Below are 7,207 nucleotides of genomic sequence, written 5' to 3' on the forward strand. Positions count from 1 at the left end.
ATCTTATCATCCTCACTAAAGCATAAATTAATTTTCATTATTATATTTATACCGTATTTACTAGTCTTTTTGTATGACATTTCGTGCAAAATACTTGACACAAAACGCAAATGCAAATAAAATTTGTGTAATTAGCATTTTAAAATTTGTATAGGATGGTGAATATATGAATTCTTCCATGTCAATTTCTGCAACAAAAATTTCTGCATTTTTAATGGGATTTGATAATAATTACAACATTAACATAGCTGAAGTTATCGATTTTTCAAAGGTTAATAAAGCAATACTGTCATCACCAGATAATAGACTCTCTGGACTTGAAGTACAAAAAATCATAAAAGCTGCAGAAGCCTTAACTAAGGATAAATATATTGGTCTTCACCAAGGACAGCAGCTCTCAAAGGGATTTTCAAATATTTTAGGACATGTTTTAATGAATTGTTCTGATTTAAATGAATGCTGGACAAAGTATTGTAGATATGAAAAATTAATTGATAGTACAAGCATTTCTAGTTTTCAACTTTTGAAAAACAAAGCAGTACTTAGCAATATAACCTTAGATTCTTCTTTAAAAGATAATATACAATTTTCGGACTTTAAGCTTTCCGGAATGCTTTCATACATTAAATTATTATGTGGCAAGAATATTAAATTGATTGAAGTTCATTTCACACATCCAAAACCTAGAAACATCTGCGAATATGAAAAAGTTTTTCAAAGCAGCATACTCTTTGAAAAATCATCCAATGCGCTAATATTTAATAGTAATTTGCTAAGTATGCCAGTACTAGAACCAAACAAAAGTTTATTACATTTATTTGAGAAAAGCGCCAATAATGCAATTGAAGAATTAACTTCTAATGCTTACTATACTACTAAAGTCACTAAAATAATTACTGAAGAATTACTAAAATCTAATCTAATTTCAATTGAAGCTATTGCTGAAAAATTGTCTTTAAGCATAAGAAGCTTGCAATTACATTTGCATAAAGAAAATACTTCCTATTCTGAATTATTGAAAAATACTCGTAAAAATACAGCTGTTAACTATCTTAACAATCGTAACATCCCAATAGATGAAATTGCATATGTACTTGGTTTCTCCGAAGTTAGTGCTTTTCATAGAGCTTTCAAAAGTTGGACTGGCATTACTCCTGCTAAATTTAGACTTAATTATAGAACATTTTAAAAGCATATCTCTATAACCTTATTTTTAACTGAATAAAGTTCATCTTCAATACTTTTTTTCATCCCCAAAGCCTCTTTATGCTTAACTCCTCTTCTTTTACAGCGCTCTTTAAGAAGTTCATCATTTATATTTAAATAAATAATAATGTCACTTTCTATAGGAACTGTACCAAATACAGGCTCATTAACTCTTGTTTTGATTTTTTCTTTTACATAACCATCCATTATCTTGCCAATTTCCAGTGTCCACGGAGTTTGACACACAATTTTTGTTTCCTCTTCATTTAATAAAGGAAATATCTCCTTATCCATGTCTCTGCAATTATCAAGCTTATTAATTAAATATGACTTTCCACAGCAGGTTGTTCCAACAACACAAATTCTTTCGTTGGCATGTTCTCTAAAAATTTTATCTAAAACAGAAGGCAATTTTTCATCACTAATTTTTATTGTCATATTGAAATGCTTGTCTTCTTTTTCTGTTAAAATCTTTTGAACCTTCTTAGGAAAACTTTTCATAACAACCTCATAAGCCTGGTCTATCATAATTAAAAGTTCATTTTTCGAAATTTTATCAATATAAACAGTGTTCCAATACGGCTGTTGAACGGGTGGACAATGATATCCTCGCACTACTATCCCAGGATAATGTTGTCTATAAAAATCACCAAAAACAGCATCACACTTTAAAGTTATTTTATAATCATTCTTTAAAGGATATATCTGCGCAAATATCTTTTTGTTTATCTTAATACAAATAGGCACGTCTCCAAATGGATAATCAATATATGCTCTATTTTTATTACAGCAGTATTGTATTATTTCCTCACACTTCATTTTAAATATCCTCCAATCCTATTTTTTAGGGAACTTAATTCTTATACTTGTTCCTTGAGAAATTTGACTAGAAACCTTTATTTCACCACCGTGCATATCAATAATTTCCTTTCCAATTGCCATTCCAAGCCCTGAGCCCTTGTGACTTTCACCAGTATTAGTAGCCCTGTAGTATCTATCAAATAAATGGTTAAGCTCTTCTTCTTTAATTCCATTGCCATTGTCTTTAATTTCTATAAAAACTTCAGCTTTTTCATTTGAATTTATATCTATATTTATTTCAGTGCCCTTTGGATTGTGTACTAATGCATTGAATATAAAATTATTTAAAGCCCTTCTTATATATATTTTGTCGCAATTTATATATATTTCCTCTGAAGAATAGTCAATATTAATATTACTGTCACTGTAGGTAGGATTATTCAAGATATCAATCACTATTTCACGCAATACTTCTACTATATTTTCCTTTTTGAAATTAAGAGGTACAACCTTGTTTTTAAACTTATATATAAGTGAAAGATCATTAATCAATTCTTCAATGTATTTTGTCTTATCCCCAATAATTTTTCCATATCTTTTAACATCGCTGCTACTTAACTCATAGTTCTCATCAATTAAAAATTGAGAATATCCATTAACAGAAGCTAAAGGTGTTTTTAAATCATGGGCCATATTAGCAATCCACTGCTCTTTCATTTTTTCCATTTCTTTTCTTTCTTCTTCATTTTTCTTTAAAACTTCTGAAAGTACTTTGATATTTTCATTAACTTCCCTATAAATTTCTGACTCTTTTATATTTTTAACCTTATATTGCCCTTGAGCTAACATTTTAATATTAGCTATAATATCAGCTACAGGAGCAGCAAGCTTTCTACTAAATAAATATCCTGCGGTTATGGTTAAAATTGCACCTAAAATTATAAGTCCTATATAAAACTTTTTACTTTCTTCTGTAAACATAATGCTATAAGTTAAAACATGCTTAGGTGGAAAACCTAAAATAAGGCTGTATTTTTCACCATTTTTATCAAAGGTTTTTGAATACAAGGTAGCCGCTCTAGGCATAGTCCATTCATTTTGAGAATATCTAATAAGATCTCCTGCTAAATACTCCTTTGGGATTTCTTTAGGTTTGTTTATGCTGTAAATTTCCTTACTTGAACTATTTAAAACTTGAAGCCATATGTCATTATCCTTAAGCTTTTTTATATCTACACCTTTTAGATTAAAATCCTTACTTATAAATAACTTATGCTCATACTCACTCAAAACTTTATCCGGCTCAAAGGATAAATTATAAAAACTTTTAGAGAAAGAAAATGATTTGCGAACACTTAAAATATTCACTCCAAAAAATACAGCCTGAACTATATATATTACGATTATATTCCAAAATAAAAATTGAAGTGTGAGTTTTCTTTTCATATTATTTAACCACCAACTTATATCCTAAGCCTTTCAAAGTTTTTATGTACCTAGGACTCCCTGGATCATCCTCAATTTTTTCCCTTAGGTGTCTTATATGAACCATTATAGTGTTATCATAGCCTTCATAATCATAGTTCCAGACATTCGTGCACAAACTACTTTTACTAAATATCTTGTTTGGATTTTTAGAAAGGAAAAGCAGCAGCTGATATTCCGTAGCCGTTAACTTTACTAATTTATCCCCTTTTAATACTTCTCCATTATCTTCATTTATAGTAATGTCACCAAAACTAAATTCTTTCTTTTTCTCTTCTAGAGGTGAATAGCTGTTTCTCCTAAGTTGAGCTTTTATTCTTAAAACCACTTCCTTTATATTAAAAGGCTTAGTCACATAATCATCGCCGCCGGCCTCTAACCCATTAAGCTTATCCTTGTCTTCACCTTTAGCTGTTAAAAATATAATTGGACAAAACGAAAATTTTCTTATTTTATCACACACTAAGTAACCTTCAATATCTGGAAGATTAACATCTAAAAGTATTATATCCGGCTTTATTTCTTTTGCATTTAATATTCCATCTATGCCTGTCGCAGCCTTGTATATATTTTTAAAGCCTTCCCTATAAAGCACCTCTTCTAATAAATTCAAAAGCTGCTCCTCATCATCCACCAGTAATACTTTTTTGTCTAAAAGTTCTTTTTCCGATACCATTTCATTCACCTCTTAAAACTATCTTTAGCATTATTATACAATATCTTTCCTCTTAAAATTTATTATATCTAAATAAAATATCAAAGCAAATATAAGTAAACTTAAAATAAGTAATGGTAAAATTTCAGTTTTTATATTAAGTCCACCATGTATAATATCCATAGGATAAGTCCAAGGAGCGTACTTCCAATAATTTGATTGTCCTATAAAAAATCCAGAGAGAATCATGGATATGCCTGTACCAATTGGTATTACTACGGAACTAAATTTATTTGCTAATAAAAATAACATAATTGTAATTGGCTGAATAGTTACAAACACGTATAATATATTTAAAAATACTTCTGCGGGAATCATGCCTTTAGATCCAAGGAAATATGCAGCTATACTGTACTCTATCAAATATGATATTAAAGATGCTGCTAATACTAAAAGTACTACAATATACTTTGATATATAAACTTTACTTCTCTTAACTGGCATAGCTAAAAGCTGTTTCCATCCATTGTTTAAGCTCTCAACCTTACCCATAACCATTGTTACATAAATCATAAACATTTGAAGTAACATTCCAACAAATACTGTGGAAGATGTCTCACTTAACCCCTCCCATGGAGTAATTTCAGGAAATTTTATTTTTATATATGCATAGGTTTTTACGCCCAATATGATAGCTATAATTGGCAATGCAACAGCTAGTCCCCAAATTGACATTCTCTTAATTTTTAGTAATTCTGCTTTAATTAATTCCATAATACACACGCTCCTTAATAACACTCTTTTTTATCAAATCTTATTATTGTAAAAGCTAAACCTACGACGATTAAAAATATTGATATTATAATTAAAATTTTCAAATCTACCGGTATAAACCCATATACAAATGATGCAAAAGAATATGGATTGAACTTACTTATACTGCTCTCATTGTAAAATAAATTTGAAGAAATAATACATAGCACTGCTGCTGTACCAATTGAAACAAGTGTGTTTTTATTTTTTATTGTTAGATATAAGTGTATAACCATTACCGCAGCTGAAGCCATAAACTGTATAAAAAATATTTTTGCAAAATACATTTCATTAACAGCTTCAGGAAATCCACTTAGTTTTCCAACTATAATTAGACATATAATATTGGTAATTAACATAACAATCATATATATTAAACTAGTTATAAACTTTGAAATAATTACCTTGGATCTTGAAACCGGGTAAGTTAATGTAAGTATCCAACCATTGTTTTTATACTCATTTTCAAATAGAGCTGAAATTATGATTGCGCAAAACAAAGGTAAGAACTCATTAAAATACAGTATTCTTTGTTGCTCTACAAGCATTTGCCAGGAGGTAATTCCCTCTTTTAAAGCAAGTGGATATAAATAACTTTTATACCTTATATGCATATCTATATATAAAAGTAGTGAAATAAAGGTAGGGATAGTTATAACAAACAATAGAAGCTTAGTTCTCTTTTGTTTAAAAATATCATTAATTACGAATTTTCCTAACATGCTTCTCCCTCCACGGTTAATGATAAGAATATATCCTCTAGAGATTTTTCATCTTCAGATAAATAATTAACATCGTAACCCGATAAAACAAGCTCTTTGCAAAGCTTAGCTGCGGTTAATCCTTCTCCCTTGACTGCTAACTTTCCTTTTTCTTCTTTAACTTTATATCCTCTTTTTATAAGTAACTCTGTTGCTTCATTTTTACTTGAAACAGCTACCATAATTTGCTTACTACAGTTCTTTCTTAAAGCATCTATACTTCCTTGATACAAAAGTTCACCTTTTTTAATTATTGCTACATCAGTAGCCATTAATTCTATTTCACTTAAAATGTGGCTTGAAACTATAACTGTAGTTCCGTTCTTTTCTGGAAGTGATTTAATTAAAGCTCTAATTTCATGAATTCCAGCTGGGTCTAATCCATTTGTAGGCTCATCCAAAATTATAAGCTCTGGATTTCCCATTAAAGCCTGTGCTATTCCTAACCTCTGCTTCATTCCAAGTGAAAATTCCTTTACCTTTTTATTTCTAACCTCTGATAATTTTACAAAATCAAGTACTCTATCAATTTCAGATTTATTTAGCTTTAAAATTTTTCTCGTTATCTCTAAATTTTCATATGCTGTCAAGTGCTCATAGTAAGATGGACTTTCTACCAAAGCACCTACATTTTTTAAAATTTCCTCTCTTTCACGCTCAATGCTTTTTCCTAAAACCTTAACACTACCAGCTGTTGGTTTAACTAACCCTAAAAGCATTCTTATGGTTGTAGATTTTCCAGCTCCATTTGGTCCCAAAAATCCATACACTGTTCCTTTTTTAACCTTTAAATTTAATCCTTTAACAGCCTTAAAATCCTTAAATTCTTTCACTAAATCCTTAGTCTCAACTATATAATCACTCATTTTCTTCCTCCCGATTAACTTTATGAGTTTATTATAATTAACTAAGTTTAAGTTATTATTCACAGTACCTTAATTTAACCTTAATAAACAAATGCGAAGTAATAATGCTTCGTCACATAAAAAAGATTCTATAAATCTAAGGTAAAAAAATCATAAAATCCTAAGATATTTCAATAACTCGCTGAAAAAATGCTCAAACAATTGAAATATCTAAGTATTTTATATTTTTTCACCCAAGATTTATTGAATCTTTTTTAAATCGTTCCAAATCACTGTTACTTCGCTTCCACGTAGTGCAAGGAAAAAATTCCTCCGTACATACAGAATTTTGAGTGTTAACCTGTGCAGTCCATTATATAAAATAATATTATATGTTTTATTAAATATATATGATTAGCCATATTTACAGCGTATTTTTCGTAGAGAAAGGTATTATGGAAAGTACATAACATTTTGTTCAATAATCACATGGGCTATGCCCAAACTCTAATATGTATATATTCCTTAATTTTACTGCAAGCGAAACAATAATATTGAAGGAACTTGGATCAATGTCAATATTTTAGACACAAAAGGTCGAACTTTTTATGCAATTTTTTTTGATAACTCCTCACATTGTT

At 29.3% G+C, this 7,207-nt stretch carries 7 protein-coding genes; 1 reads left to right on the plus strand and 6 read right to left on the minus strand.

Annotated elements, in window-relative coordinates; translation table 11 throughout:
* Positions 1–166 precede the first annotated feature (166 nt).
* Positions 167–1,189 carry an AraC family transcriptional regulator gene (locus tag ACJDT4_RS09200; RefSeq protein ID WP_406787262.1) on the plus strand — a complete coding sequence of 341 codons (1,023 nt, stop codon included), beginning with the start codon at positions 167–169 and terminating at the stop codon, positions 1,187–1,189.
* On the opposite strand, the gene ACJDT4_RS09205 is transcribed toward ACJDT4_RS09200, so the two are convergent.
* Genes ACJDT4_RS09205 through ACJDT4_RS09230 form a run of 6 tightly spaced genes read right to left on the minus strand, consistent with a single transcriptional unit; the run spans position 1,186 to position 6,587 of the window.
* Positions 1,186–2,025, minus strand: coding sequence for an MmcQ/YjbR family DNA-binding protein (locus tag ACJDT4_RS09205; protein ID WP_406787263.1), 840 nt, complete (start codon positions 2,023–2,025; stop codon positions 1,186–1,188). The genes ACJDT4_RS09200 and ACJDT4_RS09205 overlap by 4 nt on opposite strands.
* A gap of 18 nt (positions 2,026–2,043) precedes the next feature.
* On the minus strand, positions 2,044–3,453 hold the full coding sequence (locus ACJDT4_RS09210; protein WP_406787264.1) for a HAMP domain-containing sensor histidine kinase: 1,410 nt from the start codon (positions 3,451–3,453) through the stop codon (positions 2,044–2,046).
* Between the two features lies 1 nt (position 3,454).
* Complete coding sequence (locus ACJDT4_RS09215) at positions 3,455–4,168, minus strand: response regulator transcription factor (RefSeq protein WP_406787265.1); 714 nt, start codon at positions 4,166–4,168, stop codon at positions 3,455–3,457.
* Positions 4,169–4,201: 33 nt separating this feature from the next.
* Complete coding sequence (locus tag ACJDT4_RS09220; protein ID WP_406787266.1) at positions 4,202–4,921, minus strand: ABC transporter permease; 720 nt, start codon at positions 4,919–4,921, stop codon at positions 4,202–4,204.
* A 14-nt stretch (positions 4,922–4,935) separates the two neighbouring features.
* On the minus strand, positions 4,936–5,682 hold the full coding sequence (locus ACJDT4_RS09225; protein ID WP_406787267.1) for an ABC transporter permease: 747 nt from the start codon (positions 5,680–5,682) through the stop codon (positions 4,936–4,938).
* The gene (locus ACJDT4_RS09230) at positions 5,676–6,587 is read right to left on the minus strand and encodes an ABC transporter ATP-binding protein (RefSeq protein WP_406787268.1); all 912 of its coding nucleotides are present in this window, start codon (positions 6,585–6,587) and stop codon (positions 5,676–5,678) included. Before ACJDT4_RS09230 ends, ACJDT4_RS09225 begins: the two co-directional genes overlap by 7 nt.
* Positions 6,588–7,207 lie beyond the last annotated feature (620 nt).

This window comes from Clostridium neuense (genome assembly GCF_045310695.1).
Lineage (GTDB): Bacteria > Bacillota > Clostridia > Clostridiales > Clostridiaceae > Clostridium_S > Clostridium_S neuense.

Bases quoted from the DNA above. Each gene is read 5' to 3' on its own strand.
- ACJDT4_RS09205 (WP_406787263.1), bottom strand. From the start codon at position 2,025: ATGAAGTGTGAGGAAATAATACAATACTGCTGTAATAAAAATAGAGCA.
- ACJDT4_RS09210 (WP_406787264.1), bottom strand. From the start codon at position 3,453: ATGAAAAGAAAACTCACACTTCAATTTTTATTTTGGAATATAATCGTA.
- ACJDT4_RS09200 (WP_406787262.1), top strand. From the start codon at position 167: ATGAATTCTTCCATGTCAATTTCTGCAACAAAAATTTCTGCATTTTTA.
- ACJDT4_RS09230 (WP_406787268.1), bottom strand. From the start codon at position 6,587: ATGAGTGATTATATAGTTGAGACTAAGGATTTAGTGAAAGAATTTAAG.
- ACJDT4_RS09225 (WP_406787267.1), bottom strand. From the start codon at position 5,682: ATGTTAGGAAAATTCGTAATTAATGATATTTTTAAACAAAAGAGAACT.
- ACJDT4_RS09220 (WP_406787266.1), bottom strand. From the start codon at position 4,921: ATGGAATTAATTAAAGCAGAATTACTAAAAATTAAGAGAATGTCAATT.
- ACJDT4_RS09215 (WP_406787265.1), bottom strand. From the start codon at position 4,168: ATGGTATCGGAAAAAGAACTTTTAGACAAAAAAGTATTACTGGTGGAT.